The organism is Sphingobium estronivorans, from assembly GCF_008692605.1.
GTDB lineage: Bacteria > Pseudomonadota > Alphaproteobacteria > Sphingomonadales > Sphingomonadaceae > Sphingobium > Sphingobium estronivorans.
The window spans coordinates 77,763-90,762 of record NZ_LFCT01000017.1; the positions used below are offsets into that span (position 1 = coordinate 77,763).

12 protein-coding genes and 2 tRNA genes are annotated in these 13,000 nt (G+C 62.5%); 4 read left to right on the forward strand and 10 right to left on the reverse strand.

The window, feature by feature from the left end:
• The first annotated feature begins 114 nt into the window (after positions 1 to 114).
• Positions 115 to 2,457 (forward strand): 5-amino-6-(D-ribitylamino)uracil--L-tyrosine 4-hydroxyphenyl transferase CofH, encoded by a 2,343-nt coding sequence (gene cofH / locus F7P65_RS12940; protein WP_240334287.1) that lies wholly within the window; start codon positions 115 to 117, stop codon positions 2,455 to 2,457.
• On the forward strand, positions 2,447 to 3,112 hold the full coding sequence (gene npdG / locus F7P65_RS12945) for an NADPH-dependent F420 reductase (protein WP_150292322.1): 666 nt from the start codon (positions 2,447 to 2,449) through the stop codon (positions 3,110 to 3,112). Before cofH ends, npdG begins: the two co-directional genes overlap by 11 nt.
• 587 nt (positions 3,113 to 3,699) lie before the next feature.
• On the opposite strand, the gene F7P65_RS12950 is transcribed toward npdG, so the two are convergent.
• Positions 3,700 to 3,775 (reverse strand) — tRNA-Lys (locus tag F7P65_RS12950).
• 45 nt (positions 3,776 to 3,820) lie between these two features.
• Complete coding sequence (gene folK, locus F7P65_RS12955) at positions 3,821 to 4,321, reverse strand: 2-amino-4-hydroxy-6-hydroxymethyldihydropteridine diphosphokinase (RefSeq protein WP_150292324.1); 501 nt, start codon at positions 4,319 to 4,321, stop codon at positions 3,821 to 3,823.
• Between the two features lie 23 nt (positions 4,322 to 4,344).
• Here folK and F7P65_RS12960 point away from each other — a divergent pair, with 23 nt between their 5' ends.
• Positions 4,345 to 4,998, forward strand: coding sequence for a uracil-DNA glycosylase (locus tag F7P65_RS12960; protein ID WP_150292326.1), 654 nt, complete (start codon positions 4,345 to 4,347; stop codon positions 4,996 to 4,998).
• Here the strand turns inward: F7P65_RS12960 and F7P65_RS12965 are convergent.
• From F7P65_RS12965 to F7P65_RS12980, 4 genes are read right to left on the reverse strand one after another with little or no spacing between them, the layout of a single operon-like run.
• Positions 4,988 to 5,278, reverse strand: coding sequence for a putative quinol monooxygenase (locus tag F7P65_RS12965; protein ID WP_150292328.1), 291 nt, complete (start codon positions 5,276 to 5,278; stop codon positions 4,988 to 4,990). The two genes, F7P65_RS12960 and F7P65_RS12965, sit on opposite strands and share 11 nt — an antisense overlap.
• Before the next feature lie 17 nt (positions 5,279 to 5,295).
• Positions 5,296 to 6,144, reverse strand: coding sequence for an N-carbamoylputrescine amidase (aguB, locus tag F7P65_RS12970; RefSeq protein ID WP_150292331.1), 849 nt, complete (start codon positions 6,142 to 6,144; stop codon positions 5,296 to 5,298).
• Between the two features lie 10 nt (positions 6,145 to 6,154).
• Entirely contained in the window at positions 6,155 to 6,499 is a 345-nt protein-coding gene (locus F7P65_RS12975) for a DUF3147 family protein (RefSeq protein WP_150292427.1), read from the reverse strand.
• Between the two features lie 5 nt (positions 6,500 to 6,504).
• A complete protein-coding gene (locus tag F7P65_RS12980) occupies positions 6,505 to 7,485 on the reverse strand; it encodes an agmatine deiminase family protein (protein WP_150292333.1) in 981 nt (326 codons plus the stop codon).
• 155 nt (positions 7,486 to 7,640) lie between these two features.
• Here F7P65_RS12980 and F7P65_RS12985 point away from each other — a divergent pair, with 155 nt between their 5' ends.
• A complete protein-coding gene (locus tag F7P65_RS12985; protein ID WP_150292335.1) occupies positions 7,641 to 8,585 on the forward strand; it encodes a glutaminase in 945 nt (314 codons plus the stop codon).
• Here the strand turns inward: F7P65_RS12985 and F7P65_RS12990 are convergent.
• The 4 genes from F7P65_RS12990 to rpsA form a co-directional block, all read right to left on the reverse strand.
• Positions 8,582 to 10,366 carry a cation:proton antiporter domain-containing protein gene (locus F7P65_RS12990; RefSeq protein WP_150292338.1) on the reverse strand — a complete coding sequence of 595 codons (1,785 nt, stop codon included), beginning with the start codon at positions 10,364 to 10,366 and terminating at the stop codon, positions 8,582 to 8,584. The genes F7P65_RS12985 and F7P65_RS12990 overlap by 4 nt on opposite strands.
• 85 nt (positions 10,367 to 10,451) lie before the next feature.
• Positions 10,452 to 10,537 (reverse strand) — tRNA-Leu (locus F7P65_RS12995).
• A 193-nt stretch (positions 10,538 to 10,730) separates the two neighbouring features.
• Positions 10,731 to 11,018 (reverse strand): integration host factor subunit beta, encoded by a 288-nt coding sequence (locus F7P65_RS13000; RefSeq protein WP_150292341.1) that lies wholly within the window; start codon positions 11,016 to 11,018, stop codon positions 10,731 to 10,733.
• Between the two features lie 168 nt (positions 11,019 to 11,186).
• Positions 11,187 to 12,899, reverse strand: a complete 1,713-nt coding sequence (gene rpsA, locus F7P65_RS13005; protein ID WP_150292343.1) for a 30S ribosomal protein S1 — start codon at positions 12,897 to 12,899, stop codon at positions 11,187 to 11,189.
• Between the last annotated feature and the right edge of the window lie 101 nt (positions 12,900 to 13,000).

A 13,000-nucleotide genomic window follows, 5' to 3' on the forward strand; every position in this document is an offset into this window, starting at 1 on the left:
AGTTGGAGGCAAAGGTCGGAAACGCGGAATGAATATCATGGAGTGGTCCGAATGAGAGGAAATGTGGGTAAGGTTGGACCTGCGATTGCGTTGCAAAATGCGCCGCTGTCCGACATGCTGACCGCAGCCTCTGCGCTGCGTGACGAAGGCCATGGCCGGGTTCAGAGCTGGTCGCGCAAGGTGTTCATTCCGCTGACCCAGCTTTGCCGCAATCTTTGCTATTACTGCACCTTCTCCCAGCCGCCCCGGCCCGGCGAGAACGCCTATATGACCCGCGACGAAGTGCTGGCAGTTGCCCGCGCGGGCAAGGCGGCGGGCTGCACCGAGGCGCTGTTCACACTGGGGGACAAGCCGGAATTGCGCTTCGCCGCCGCGCGTGATGAGCTGGCAAGGCTCGGCCATGCCACGACCATCTCCTATCTGATCGAAATGGCCGCAGCGGTCCGCGACGAAACCGGCTTGCTGCCGCACATCAACGCAGGCGTCATGACCCGCGAGGAAATGGCTGCGCTGCGCGGCGTGTCGGTGAGCCAGGGCCTGATGCTGGAGTCTGTGTCCGACCGGCTCTGCCAGAAGGGCGAGGCGCATTACCGCTCGCCGGACAAGGAACCGGCGGCCCGCCTGGAAACCATCCGCCTCGCGGGCGAACTGCAAATCCCGTTCACGACCGGCATATTGATCGGCATCGGCGAAACCCGTGGCGAGCGGATCGAAGCGCTCGAAGCGATTCGCGACCTGCACGAAACCCATGGTCATATCCAGGAAGTGATCGTGCAGAATTTCCGCGCGAAAGAACGGACGGTGATGGCCCATGCGCCCGAACCGGATATGGATGAGTTGCTCTGGACCATCGCCGCCGCGCGCCTGATCCTGGGGCCGCAGATGAATATTCAGGCGCCGCCCAATCTCTCGGCCGCCGATTTTCCGCGCCTGCTGTCGGCGGGGATCAACGATTGGGGCGGCGTTTCGCCAGTCACGCCGGATCATGTGAATCCCGAGGCCCCCTGGCCCGAAGTCGAACGCCTGCGCATGGCCACCGAAGGGGAGGGACGGATGCTGGTCGCGCGCCTGCCGGTCTATCCCGCCTATGCGCAGGATAATGCCCGATGGCAGGACCGTGCCATGGTCCGCCATATCCTCGCCCATGCCGATGCGGAGGGCTTTGCCCGCGAAGACAGGTGGTCACCCGGCATCGCGCTCGAACCCCGCATCACGCGCCCTTCCATTCTGCCGGTCGACCCGAAGATCGCCGCCATTGTTGATCGCGCCATGGTGGGCGCGCTGCTGGATGAGGAGGAGATCGCCACCCTCTTTTCCGCTCGCGAATTCGACCTTGAGCATGTCTGCGACAGCGCCGACGCCGTGCGCGAACAGGTGATAGGCGACACCATCACCTATGTCGTCAACCGCAACATCAATTATACCAATATCTGCGCCTATAAATGCAGCTTCTGCGCCTTTTCCAAGGGGGACAAGGCGGAGGAACTGCGCGGCAAACCCTATGATCTCGACCTGGAAGAAGTCGTCCGCCGCACCCGCGAGGCGTGGGAGCGCGGCGGCACCGAAGTTTGCCTGCAAGGCGGTATCCACCCGCATTATACCGGCGACACGTATATCAACCTCGCCAAGGCCGTTCGCGCCGCCGTGCCGGACATGCACATCCATGCCTTTTCGCCGCTGGAAGTGTCGCAGGGCGCCGCGACGCTGGGTCTGAGCGTCGGACACTTCCTCCTGCGTCTGAAAGAAGCGGGCCTCGACACGCTTCCCGGCACGGCGGCGGAGATATTGGACGATGAGGTCCGCGCCATCATCTGCCCGGACAAGCTCAACACGGAACAGTGGCTGGATGTCATCGAAACCGCGCATAAGGTCGGCTTCACCACCACCGCCACCATCATGTTCGGCCATGTCGACACGCCGCGCCATTGGGCGCGCCACCTGATCCGCATCCGCGACCTCCAGCGCCGGACCGGCGGCTTCACCGAATTCGTGCCGCTGCCCTTCGTCCATATGGAAGCGCCGATGGGCGTGCGGGGCGAGGCGCGTCATGGCCCCACCTTCCGCGAAGTGCGGCTGATGCACGCGGTCGCGCGACTGGCGCTGCATCCGCATATCCGCTCGATCCAGACCAGCTGGGTAAAGCTGGGCGAGGAGGGGGTGAAGGCCTGCCTCACCTCCGGCGCCAACGATCTGGGCGGAACGCTCATGAATGAGAGCATTTCCCGCGCTGCGGGCACGCAGCATGGTCAGGAAATGCCCCCCGCTGCGATGGAAGCGCTGATCCGCTCGCTCGGCCGCACCCCGCGCCAGCGCAGCACTGCCTATGGCGCGGTGTCGGAGGACATGCACGATCGCGGCATGGCTGCGGCGGACCTCACCCCCATGATCCTCACGCCCCCGCGCAAACGTGCGCGGGGTGACCGGAATGAACAGGAGAATTTGATTTATGCAGAATGAAACTCTGGCGAGCATCGCCGTCCTTGGCGGCACCGGCAAGGAAGGCGGCGGCCTCGCGCTCCGCTGGGCGCATAAGGGGCACAGGGTCATCATCGGCAGCCGTACCGCCGAACGCGCGCAGGAAGCCGCCGCCCAGATGAATGCGGTGCTGGGGGAAGGCACCGTCACCGGCGCCGCCAATCCGGACGCCGCCGCGCAGGCCGACATTGTCGTTCTGGCCGTGCCCTATGCGGCGCAGCAATCGACGGTGAAGGATGTGGAGCCGGCGCTGGCTGGCAAGATCCTGATCGACGTGACGGTGCCTCTGGTCCCGCCGAAAGTTAGCCGCGTGCAACTTCCCGAAGGCGGTTCCGCCGTGGAGGCGGTGCAGAAGATGCTGGGCGACGGGGTTCGCGTCGTCTCCGCCTTCCAGAATATCAGCGCGCATCACCTGACCAAGCTGGATGAGGAAATCGAATGCGACGTTCTGGTCTGCGCCGATGACAGCAAAGCCGCCGACACGGTGGTCGCGCTGGCGCAGGAAATCGGTCTGCGCGCATGGAATGCCGGACCGCTGTGCAATTCGGTGGTGGCCGAAGGACTGACTTCCGTCCTCATCGCGCTCAACCGCAAATATAAGGTTCCCGGCTCCGGCATCCGCATCACCGGCGTCTGACAGGAATATCAGGACCGAAGCCCTATTGCCGCCGGTGTCGTGCACGACACCGGCGGCAATAGGGCGGCTGATTGCTGATCGTGAACCATGCTGAAAGGCCGATGATCGATCCGGCGTCATGCCGAATTTTGATGCGATCATGAAAAATGCAGTGGGCGTTCGGCCTGCTCTTGTCCGCGCGTCCATGGTGAACCCGGTGGAATGGGCGCTGCTCTATCGCGAAGCGCCACGATGCGCCAAAGTCGGGTTGAAGTGCTGCGGGAACCGATTGCTGAGTTAACCCGTTAATCTTGCAGAAATAAATGATGAATTGGAGAGGGCGATGGACAATGTGCTAAAGCCTCATGCCATGTTTGGCATTCTTTTCGGCATGCTGTTATCGATCGAAATCTGGTGCTTTGCCGCGATTATCGCAAAGGCGCTGGACTGACCGCGGCAGAACTTCATGTTTGTCCGGGGCAACCTTCCCGACATGTGATGCGTTATTTGATGGCGTGAGCGCGGCTTACCAGCTTTCTATGAAGCTGCAGAGCCTACAATCATGCGACGTTGCTGCGCATATAAAAGACTGAAATATAAGGGAAAAATGGTGAGCCCTGCTGGATTCGAACCAGCGACCTACTGATTAAAAGTCAGTTGCTCTACCGACTGAGCTAAGGGCCCTCATGTTTTGAGGTTTGCACGCACTAGAGGCGGCGATGCGGATGGTCAACCTCCAGAAATCGCTTTTCGTAATTGGGCGAGCAAATGGCGTACCGAAAGCCCCGAAACCGGATCGCGCCAGCGTGGAACGATGGCGCAAAGGGGCTTCAGTACGAAGTCCCTCTGTCGAAAAGTGGGGTGGGGGATGTGCAGCGACCGGCTGTTCCATCGTCCGCCCGACCAGAAGATGATATCGATGTCGATGCTGCGCGCGCCCCAGCGCCTGAAGCGCCGCCGCCCCAGCGATCGTTCGATTTCCTGGAGGCGTGCCAGCATCCTGTCGGGCGGCAGGACGCTTTCGATGATCAGCGCGCTATTGGCGAAGACCCGGCGCGAAGGTCCGACAGGCGGCGTCGTCAATATCGGCGCCACGGCTCGGACGGTGCCGATTGCGCCGATCTTCGCCACTGCCGCATCCACGATCCGCGCCGGCGTGAGTGTCGCGGATAAGGACCGGTTCGATCCCAGCGCCAGCGCATAAAGGTGAGGAATGCTTGTCTTGGCCATGATGCTGCGCCTATCGGGTCTACATGACGCTGCAAAGCCCCATCCCGCACACCGAACCGCCCCATGATTGCGGGCTTTGCCCCCGCCTTGTCGCATTTCGCAAGGAATGCCGGGCGGAGCATCCCGATTGGTGGAACGCGCCGGTGCCGTCCTTCGGCGATCCGGCGGGCAGAATTGCGATTATCGGCCTTGCCCCAGGCAAGAACGGCGCCAACCGCACGGGCCGTCCGTTCACCGGCGATTTTGCCGGCGACCTGCTATTTGCCACGCTCGGCAAATTCGGCCTGACGGAGGGCAGCTATGACGCCCGGTCCGATGATGGACTGGCATTGCGCAACATCATCATCGTCAACGCGGTCAAATGCTTGCCGCCGCAGAACAAGCCGCTGCCGGAGGAAATCCGCAACTGCCGCGCTTTCCTGAAGCCAGCAGTCGCGGCGCTGCCCCACGCCCGCGTCTTCATCGCCCTGGGCCAGATCGCCCACCAGTCAGCGGTCAAGGCGCTGGGCGGCAAGCTGCCCAAGGCCCGCTTTGCCCATCTGGCGGAGCATCGCATGCCCGACGGCCGGATCGTGATCGACAGCTACCATTGCTCGCGATACAATCAGAATACTGGCCGTCTGACGGCGGAGATGTTCGAAGCGGTGTTCGCGCGGGCGCTGGAAATCAGCGGATGAGATAGTCGAAATAGGCGCCGTCCGGCGGCCCGTCGAGCGCCGCCATCATCGGTGCGAACAATCCTTTGTCCAGCATCGCTCCGGCTGCCTTGTGGGCATCGATATCGGCCCATTGTTCGATGAAGACGAAGCGCCGTTCATTGCCCAGGTCGCGCAGCATTTCCACGCCTTCGCAGCCGGACAGGGACCGAACCGCATCCGCCACCGCGCGCAGGGCGGTTTCCAGTTCGGCGTCCATGCCTTCCTTCGCGTGTATGATATAGTGGCGGGCAACGGTCATCGTCTCTCTCCTGCTTATTAAATATCCTGTGCGATCCGTGCATAAAGCTCCGGCCGCCGGTCGCGGAAGAAACCCATGCCGGCGCGATGCATCTTTGCCTGCTCCAGGTCCAACGTCGCCACCAGAGCGCCATTGTCCCTGGCGTCGGCCTCCGCAGCGAAATCGCCCCACTGGTCGGTGATGAAGCTGTGGCCGTAGAATTTCTGCCCGTCCTCCTCACCGATCCTGTTGGCGGCGATCACCGGCATACAGTTGCTGACGGCATGGCCGATCATCGCCCGGCGCCACATGCGGCTGGTGTCGAGGTCGGCATCATAGGGTTCGGAGCCGATGGCCGTCGGGTAGAAGAGCATCTCCGCCCCCATCAGCGCCATGACCCGCGCGGTTTCGGGATACCATTGATCCCAGCAGATGCCGACGCCGATGGTGCCGAACTTCGTCTTCCACACCTTGAAGCCCGTATTGCCCGGGCGGAAATAATATTTCTCCTCATAACCCGGCCCGTCGGGAATATGGCTCTTGCGATAAACGCCCATAATCTCGCCCCCGTCATCGATCATGGCGAGCGAGTTGTAATAATGATGCCCGTCGCGCTCGAAGAAGCTGGTGGGGATATAGACGCCTTCGGCTTTGGCCACCTTGCACATTTCCTGCACGGCGGGATGCTCGTCCAGGGGTAGCGCGTTGGCGAACAGCGCCTCATCCTCGACCTTGCAGAAATAGGGGCCTTCGAACAGTTCGGGCGGCAGCACGATCTTTGCGCCGCGCGCGGCCGCCTTCACCACATGGCCCGCGACCATGTCGATATTGTCCGCCCGGTCGTCGGAAAAGGCGAGTTGGAGCGCGGCGACGGTAACTTTGGTCATAAACAATACCCTAGAGACGAATGCCCAATCGGGCGGCAACGGCAACGGTCAGGAGATAGAGCAGGATCGTCAGCACGCAACCCGCGATCAGCGCAGGCGCAAAGGCAACGCCCCGCCGCAGCAGCATCGGGATGAGCAGGAACATTGGCAGGGATGGGATGAGATAATAGAATGTCGCCTCCGCATGACGCGCCATATTTTCGGCATCCGGCCTGTCGTTCCACAGCCAGATCATCCCCATCACCGAAATGAGTGGCAGTGACGCGATCAGCGCGCCCAATGCCGGATAGCGCCGCGACACCACGGACACGATGGCGATGATGACGCCGGAGATCAGCGCCCGCAACGCGAGCATCGCGCTCATTCGCCCGCCGGCATCTGCTGACTGCAACAGTGGAAGCTGCCGCCGCCCGACAGGATGGCGTCGCTGCGCAGGCCGATGATCTTCCGACCGGGGAAAAAGGGTTTGAGCGCCTCCAGAGCCGCCTGATCGTTTGGCTGGCCATAGATGGGCACGATGACGGCGGCGTTGCCGATATAGAAATTCATATAGCTGGCCGGAATGACTTCCCCGTCCACGACGACGCGGCCGGGGGAAGGGATGGATGCCACCTCCACCCCGAATGCCTTGGCCCGCGCCCGTGCATCGGCATAGATGGCGGCATTGGGGTCATCCTGCGTGCTGGTCTCGGGCAGCGCCAGTACGCCCGGCGCCACGAAGCGGGCCAGATTGTCGACATGCCCGTCGGTATGATCGTTCAGCAGTCCATCGCCCAGCCAGAGCATGTCGGACAGGCCCAGCGATCCCGCCAGCAATGTCTCGATCTTCCCCCGGTCCAGGTCCGGATTGCGATTGGGATGGAGCAGGCATTGCTCGGTCGTCACGAACAGTCCTGTACCGTCAGTGTCGACCGCGCCTCCTTCGAACACCCAATTCTGGGTGGAGGTCGGCAGGCCGGTCATCGCCGCCAGCCGCGCGCCGATATCCTCATCGCCCGGCATCCGATATTTGCCGCCCCAGCCATTGAAGCCGAAATCCACCAGTGCCCGCTCAGTCCCACGCATCACCGCAATCGGCGCCGTGTCGCGCAGCCAGATGTCGCCCAGCTTCTGCACCACGATCTGAACGCCGGGCGTCACCAGCCCGCGCGCGACCTCCGCATCGCCATCATGCGCGACGACCAGCCGCACATCCTCACCCTTGCCATGAAGCGCATTGGCAAAGCTCGCAATCTGTTGCCGCGCCTCCTCGAAAGCGCCGGGCCATTCATCGGGATAGGTGGGAAAACCAATCCAGGTCCATTCGTGCGGCGCCCATTCGGCAGGCATACGGAAAGTCATGGGCTTGGGCTCCTGTTCGGGGGGACTTATCGCGTCCTCTACAGGATCGCGCAGCCCATGACAGCGGCAAATCCGCCCCATCTCGAACCCGCTTTTGGGGCCGGCAGGAATTTTTTCTGGAAATGGAGCTTCGCCGCGCCTCTATAATGTCATCCATGTCACCCGATCTTCCCGCCATTCTGGCCGACATCGTCGCCGCTGCGGCCGCCCGCGAAGAGCGCGGCACGGTTGCGAGTTACATACCGGAACTCGCCAAGGTCGACCCGGGCCAATTCGGCATTGCCATCGCCACGGCGGACGGCCGATTGATCGAGGGCGGCGATTGCGATGTGGGCTTTTCCATCCAATCCATCTCGAAAGTTTTCGCCTTGACCCTGGCCCTCGGCAAGGTCGGCGATCAGCTTTGGGAAAGGGTGGGGCGGGAACCGTCCGGCAACGCGTTCAACTCCATCGTGCAGTTGGAGCAGGAACAGGGCATTCCGCGAAACCCCTTCATCAATGCGGGCGCCATCGTCGTTGCGGACGTCAATCTGGGCGGCCACCAACCCCGTGTCGCCATTGGGGAAATGCTCCGTTTCGTGCGTTATCTGGCCAGCGACGACAGCATCGCCATCAACGAAGCCGTGGCCGCGTCGGAAACCGCCACGGGGTTCCGCAACATGGCGCTCGCTAATTATATGCGCGCCTTCGATAATGTCCGCCATCCGGTGGATCTGGTGCTGGGCACCTATTTTCACCAATGCGCGATGGAAATGAACTGTCGCCAGCTTGCTCTTGCCGGCCGTTACCTGATGCTCGACGGGCGGCATCCAGAGGGCGGCCGGGTCGTCTCGTCCAGCCGCGCCAAGCGCATCAACGCCCTGATGCTCACCTGCGGTCATTATGATGCGTCGGGCGATTTCGCCTTTCGCGTCGGCATCCCCGGCAAGTCGGGCGTGGGCGGCGGCATATTGGCGATCGTTCCCGGTCGCGCTTCCATCGCCGTCTGGTCGCCCGGCCTCAACGAAAATGGCAACAGTCAGTTAGGCACCCAGGCCCTGGAGGAACTGGCCCGCCGCACCGGCTGGTCGGTGTTCAGCCCGCCGCAGGATGAGCGTTAAGGCACTTCGTCGGCCCGCAACCGCCGGAGCTTTGGCGCCTTTTCGAGTTGCGCGGCATCCTTGATCCCCATGCGCAGGTCCTCCCGCGTCTGATGGATGGAGGCAATCACCGGTCCCATCGCCACGCCCAGGTCGACCAGCGCCGTTTCGGCAAGCTGAAGCGAACTTTCCAGCGTTTCGGGCACTGCATCGCTGGCGCCGGCGCGGTAAAGCTGCGCGGCATGATCGGTGTCGCGGGCGCGGGCGATGATCGGCAGGTCCGGCACCCAGCCGCGCACACGCTTCGTCACCCGGACGGACAGCACCGGATCGTCCATCGTCAGGATCAGCGCTCTCGCATGGCCCAATCGCAGCTTGTCGAGCATCTCCGTCCGCGACACGTCGCCGAACAGGATCGGATAGCCGTCGCGACGTGCCTCCGCGACGACATCGGCGTCCGATTCGACGACGATGAAGCGCTGCTTGTGAAGGGTCAGGAGGTCGCAGACCATGCGCCCGACCCGGCCAAAGCCGATCACCACGGCAGCAGCCTCGACATGATCCTCGCTGACCTCAACCGCCTCCTCGCCCAGCGCCATTTCCAGCCGCCGGGCGATGTCATGGCCCAGCCGCGCCAGAAGCGGCGTGATAGTAAGGCCGATGGCGGTCACGATCTGCCAGAAGGCGGCGGTCGAAGGCAGGATCAACTGCGCGGCGGCGGCGGCGGACAGGACGATCAGGGTGGTTTCGGAAGGGCTGGCCATCAGCAAGCCGACCTCCAGCGCGACGGCCTTGCGCGCGCCCGAAACATAGAGAAGCGCGGCGGTCACGATGGTCTTCGTCAGGACGACGCCCACCACCGCCAGCACCAGCGTCGGCCAGTTGGCCAGGATCACACGAACGTCCAGCCCCATGCCGACCGTGATCAGGAACACGCCGAGCGCCAGCCCCTTGAAGGGGGCGGTCATCACCTCGACCTCGCCATGATAATCCGTTTCGGCGATCAGCAGGCCTGCCAGCAGGGCGCCGACAATGGGCGAGAGCCCGGCGATCGACGTCGCCATGCTGGAAACGATGACGACCAGCAGGCTTGCCGCCAGAAATACTTCCGGGCTTTTGGTGCGCGCGGCCTGGCGGAAAATATGCGGCAGGCAGACGCGTCCCAGCACCAGCATGATGGCGATGGTGATGCCGCTCCTGACCAGCGTATCGGCCAGTTGGTCCCACGGACCGTCCGGGCTGGCGGCGACCGAAGGGGCAAGCGCGCCCAGCATGAAGATGATCGGGACGAGTGCCAGATCCTCGAAAAGCAGCATGGAAAAGGCCGCGCGGCCGACGGCGCTTTGCGTGCCGACCATGGGAAGCACAACCGCCGTGGACGACAGCGCCAGGGCAAGCCCCAGGCCAAAAGCACCCGCAGACGATTGTCCCAGCAAGTAAAGACCAAGCGCAATGAGCGTCCCGCCGCCGATTAATTCTGCGGCGCCGACTCCGAATACTTGTGTTCGCATGGTCCACAGGCGCCGGAAGCTCAATTCCAGCCCAATGGAAAACAGCAGCAATATGACGCCAAGTTCCGCAAAAGGCTCGATGGCTTCTCTATTGGAAATGGTGACATGGTAGAGCCAGGGATATTGGCCGACCAAAGCGCCCAATCCCGACGGTCCGACCGCCAGTCCGACCAGAATGAAGCCGATCACCGGGCTGATGCGGAACCGCGCAAAACCCGGGATGACCAGCCCCGCCGCGCCCAGAATAACAAGGGAATCGCTGAAGCTCTGGGGATTGATCGCGCCGGCCATGGTCAATCATTGCGACAAATGCCGCAAACATCCAGCTTTAAGGTTGAGAAAATAGCCTGCGCCGATGCTTTGTCGACTGCGCAAATGGTGCGGACGGCGGGACTTGAACCCGCATTCCCGGGGGGAGGCGGATTTTAAGTCCGCTGCGTATACCGATTTCGCCACGTCCGCTTGGGCAAACATCCCCTGAAGGCTAAAGACACACAGGTCAAGATGTGCCTGAACGAGCAGTTCAAGTGGCGAGGATCGATCTGCCACGGCCGTCTGGAGCCGGCGGCTGAAATAATGTCGAAACGAGGCATGCGCCTCGTTTCGATTGCGCATCAGGCATGGGCCTGTTCCGGCCTGAAACCTCGCGGAAATCTTAGAGCGGCTTGTCGTTCAACCGTTCCCGTATTTCCTTTCCGGGCTTGAAATAGGGAACGCGCTTGGCGTCCACGGACACTTGTTCGCCGGTGCGCGGATTGCGACCGGTGCGTGCGTCGCGGGCGCGGGTTGTGAACGCGCCAAAGCCTCTCAGCTCCACGCGTCCGCCGCTGGAAAGGCGGTCGACAATCTCCTTGAAAAAGAGATCGACGATCCTTTCGACTTCCTGGAGGTTGAGGTTTGGATTTTCCTCAGCCAGTTTCTGTATCAGTTCCGAGCGTATCATCGGTCCTCCAGACTCCCCCTTCTGGTTCCCGTTTAATTTATACTGAATCTCCAACCTTCTGACAATTGGCCAATATCGGTATGTTTTTCTCATTATGAGAATAGAAAAAGCCCGCCGGAGTTAAGTTCCGGCGGGCTCTATTACTTTGGTTAGATATCGAAGGAGACTTTAGCCTTCGTTCTTGGCCTTCAGCGCTTCGCCAAGGATGTCGCCCAGCGACGCGCCGCTGTCGGACGAGCCATACTGCGCCACAGCCTGCTTCTCTTCGGCGATCTGCATCGCCTTGACCGAGAAGGTCGGCTTCTTGGCGCGGTCGAAACCGGTGACCATGGCGTCGAACTTCTGGCCGACCTGGAAGCGTTCCGGACGCTGTTCGTCGCGGTCGCGGCCAAGGTCGCTGCGTTTGATGAAGCCGGCAGCGCCGTCTTCGCCAGCCTGGACTTCCAGACCGCCGTCGCGGACTTCCAGAACCGTCACGGTGACGATCGAGTTCTTGTTGAGGCCGGCAGCCGCAGCAGCAGTGCCACCAGCGGCAGGACCGCCACGCTCAAGCTGCTTCATGCCGAGGCTGATGCGCTCCTTCTCGACGTCGATGTCGAGAACGACGGCCTGAACCGTCTCGCCCTTGCGGTGCAGAGCCAGAGCGTCTTCGCCCGAAATGCCCCAGGCGATGTCCGACATGTGGACCATGCCGTCGACGTCGCCGTCCAGGCCGATGAACAGGCCGAATTCGGTCGCGTTCTTGACTTCGCCCTCGACGGTCGAACCGATCGGGTGACGTTCGGCAAAGCTGTCCCAGGGGTTGTTCTGAGCCTGCTTGAGGCCGAGCGAGATGCGGCGCTTTTCGGGATCGACTTCCAGAACCAGAACTTCGACTTCCTGGCTGGTCGAAACGATCTTGCCGGGGTGGACGTTCTTCTTGGTCCAGGACATTTCCGAAACGTGGACCAGACCTTCGATGCCCGGCTCCAGTTCGACGAACGCACCATATTCGGTGATGTTCGTGACGCGGCCCGACAGCTTCGCACCGACCGGGTACTTGGCGGCGGCGCCTTCCCACGGATCGCTTTCCAGCTGCTTCATGCCGAGGCTGATGCGCTGGGTGTCGCGGTTGATGCGGATGATCTGGACACGGACGGTGTCGCCGATGTTGATCATCTCGTTCGGGTGGTTGATGCGCTTGTACGACAGGTCGGTGACGTGCAGCAGACCGTCGATGCCGCCCAGATCAACGAACGCACCGTAATCGGTGATGTTCTTGACGACGCCCTCGATGATCTGACCTTCGGCCAGCGTCTGGATGAGGCCGCTGCGCTGTTCGGCGCGGGTTTCTTCCAGAATGGCGCGGCGCGACACGACGATGTTGCCGCGGCGGCGATCCATCTTGAGGATCTGGAAGGGCTGAGGAATGTCCATCAGCGGGGTGACGTCGCGAACCGGGCGAATGTCGACCTGGCTGCCGGGCAGGAACGCCACGGCGCCGTCGAGGTCGACGGTGAAGCCGCCCTTGACGCGGCCGAAGATGACGCCTTCGACGCGGGCGCTTTCGGTGAACTCCGCTTCGAGCTTGTCCCAGGCGGCTTCGCGGCGCGCGCGGTCGCGCGACAGCATGGCTTCGCCATGGGCGTTTTCGACGCGGTCGACATAGACTTCGACTTCGTCGCCGACCTTCAAGTCAGCCTTCTGGCCGGGTGCGGCGAATTCGCGCAGCGGCACGCGGCCTTCCGACTTCAGGCCGACGTCGATCAGCGCCATGTCGTTTTCGATGCCGGTCACGGTGCCCTTGACGACGCGGCCTTCGAAGCCGCCGTCCTCACCGCCGAGAGAATCATTGAGAAGCGCGGCGAAATCGTCGCGCGAGGGGAATGCCGTAGAGGCCATGCAGTTTTCCTTCACTCGTCATTACTGGCCTACCGGTTGTGTCCGGTGGTCTTTCAGGCCAAACCGCCCGCGCGCCCGAATAGCGCGCGAACATCCGTTCG

Bases quoted from the DNA above. Each gene is read 5' to 3' on its own strand.
- F7P65_RS12990 (WP_150292338.1), bottom strand. From the start codon at position 10,366: ATGGCCGGCGCGATCAATCCCCAGAGCTTCAGCGATTCCCTTGTTATT.
- folK (WP_150292324.1), bottom strand. From the start codon at position 4,321: ATGGCCAAGACAAGCATTCCTCACCTTTATGCGCTGGCGCTGGGATCG.
- F7P65_RS12965 (WP_150292328.1), bottom strand. From the start codon at position 5,278: ATGACCGTTGCCCGCCACTATATCATACACGCGAAGGAAGGCATGGAC.
- F7P65_RS13000 (WP_150292341.1), bottom strand. From the start codon at position 11,018: ATGATACGCTCGGAACTGATACAGAAACTGGCTGAGGAAAATCCAAAC.
- F7P65_RS12985 (WP_150292335.1), top strand. From the start codon at position 7,641: ATGTCACCCGATCTTCCCGCCATTCTGGCCGACATCGTCGCCGCTGCG.
- F7P65_RS12960 (WP_150292326.1), top strand. From the start codon at position 4,345: ATGACGCTGCAAAGCCCCATCCCGCACACCGAACCGCCCCATGATTGC.
- aguB (WP_150292331.1), bottom strand. From the start codon at position 6,144: ATGACCAAAGTTACCGTCGCCGCGCTCCAACTCGCCTTTTCCGACGAC.
- rpsA (WP_150292343.1), bottom strand. From the start codon at position 12,899: ATGGCCTCTACGGCATTCCCCTCGCGCGACGATTTCGCCGCGCTTCTC.
- npdG (WP_150292322.1), top strand. From the start codon at position 2,447: ATGCAGAATGAAACTCTGGCGAGCATCGCCGTCCTTGGCGGCACCGGC.
- F7P65_RS12980 (WP_150292333.1), bottom strand. From the start codon at position 7,485: ATGACTTTCCGTATGCCTGCCGAATGGGCGCCGCACGAATGGACCTGG.
- F7P65_RS12975 (WP_150292427.1), bottom strand. From the start codon at position 6,499: ATGCTCGCGTTGCGGGCGCTGATCTCCGGCGTCATCATCGCCATCGTG.
- cofH (WP_240334287.1), top strand. From the start codon at position 115: ATGCTGACCGCAGCCTCTGCGCTGCGTGACGAAGGCCATGGCCGGGTT.